General features: G+C 64.9%; 1 protein-coding gene and 1 pseudogene. Both read right to left on the minus strand.

The genetic code is table 11. The features are described 5' to 3' along the window. Window positions 1-1,176 (minus strand): annotated as a pseudogene (locus EN884_RS35285) (hypothetical protein); the annotation flags it as partial. Further along, window positions 1,173-1,614: ADP/ATP-dependent (S)-NAD(P)H-hydrate dehydratase (locus EN884_RS35290; RefSeq protein ID WP_164895399.1), on the minus strand; the 442-nt coding region annotated here is incomplete at its 5' end. The pseudogene EN884_RS35285 and the gene EN884_RS35290, both read right to left, overlap by 4 nt.

Raw genomic sequence — 1,614 nt, forward strand, 5'->3', positions numbered from 1 at the left:
GGCATGAAGATGCGGCGAGAGGTCGACCGCGATGCGGGGGAGCGGCGAGGGCGTCGGGTCGTCAAGGCCGAGGAAATGGAAGCCGGCAGTGGAACCGGCCTGATGGCAACCTTGGCAGGCGCCATTGTCCAGCCGCTCGACCAGCGCTTCCGGCGTGCGCACCAGTTTTAGCGTGGAATAATCGAGCGATGCGAATTCCTTGGGCTGGAACAATTGCGTAAACGGATGATTGGCCTGCCGCGCGCTGCCGAAGGTCGACCATGAGATGATCTTTCTGGCCAGGAACTCGTCGGGAATCTCATAGACGCCTTCGTCAACCGCCGGCAAATTGGCGCCGACATAGACGGCGAGCCGTGCCTTCAGCGCCGCATCCTGCGAAAGCCGTGCGGTGTCGGGCGTGTTCTCCAGCGGTTTTTCGCTGATATCGGCGCCATCGATGCCGAATATCCGCATGAGATAGGCGGCCTGGCCACCGAACTCGGTTTCCTGGCCGGAGGGGAAGCGCACCACCTGTACGTTGAGCTCCAGCTGCTTGAAGGTGAGCCCAGCTCTCTCCAGCGGCCCGCCGGTCAGCCAGCCGGCATCGACGCTCTCGTCAAGCTGGGGTGTCCAGCGTCCGGCAACACCGACGCAGCCGCCATCGGCGTCGGGGGTGGCGCTGTAGACCGCATTGAAATTGAATGGCAGGCGCGACGCCAGCAGCTTGCCGTTTTTGCGAAAGCTGTAGGCCAGGCGGTAGATGAAGCGCACCTCGCCGCAGCTCCTGTCGCCTTGCAGCACCGCGAAGTCGCGACGATCGAGCCGGTTGACGACGCCGACCAGCCGGAAGCGCGCGGCGTCGGTCTTCAGCCAGCGCATGTCCATGATGCGGCCGACATTGCCGTCGGTGACTTCGTAGAGCGTCCGGCCGCCGGCTTTCATATCGGCACGCAGTGCCGCAACATCGGAGGCAACCGTTTCGACGATGGCGTGAAAGGCCGGCGCCTCGTCGTAAAGCGTCTTCAGACCGCCCTCGCCGTCGACCCCGAAAACATCGGCGAAACCGAAACCCCTGGCATCGAGTGCGGCGAGCACCGCCGGATCGTCGACGATCGTCACAGGACCTTCGGCGCGCGCCGTCGGCGCCATGAAGGCAGCGATGAGGGTGGCAAGCAACAGAACGAGCGCGCGGCTCATTGGGCAGCCGTGCGCGCGTCGAAGAGTTCGCGCAACACCGGCACCAGTGCCAACGGCAGGTCCTCGGCGATCAGACCGGGTCCGAACCGGCTGCCGGCCTCAGCATGCAACCACACCGCCGCGCAGGTGCCCTCGAAGGGCCGCATGCCTTGCGCCAGCAAACCGGCAATGATGCCCGACAGCACGTCGCCTGACCCGGCTGTGGCCAGCCACGGTGCACCGCTGGAGTTGATCGCCGCTTTGCCATCGGGTGCTGCTATGACCGTGTCGGCGCCCTTGTAGACGATGACGGCGTTGGCCCGCGTGGCGGCCGTTCGCGCCTTGTCCAATTTCGACATGGTTTTGTCCCCGGCGATATCAGGGAACAGGCGGCCGAATTCGCCCTCATGCGGCGTAACTATCAAGGCAGGCGCATTCGGCTGACGGGCAGCTTCGAAC

Origin of the sequence: Mesorhizobium sp. M7A.F.Ca.AU.001.01.1.1 (assembly GCF_004022735.1) — a bacterium.
Classification (GTDB): domain Bacteria; phylum Pseudomonadota; class Alphaproteobacteria; order Rhizobiales; family Rhizobiaceae; genus Mesorhizobium; species Mesorhizobium ciceri.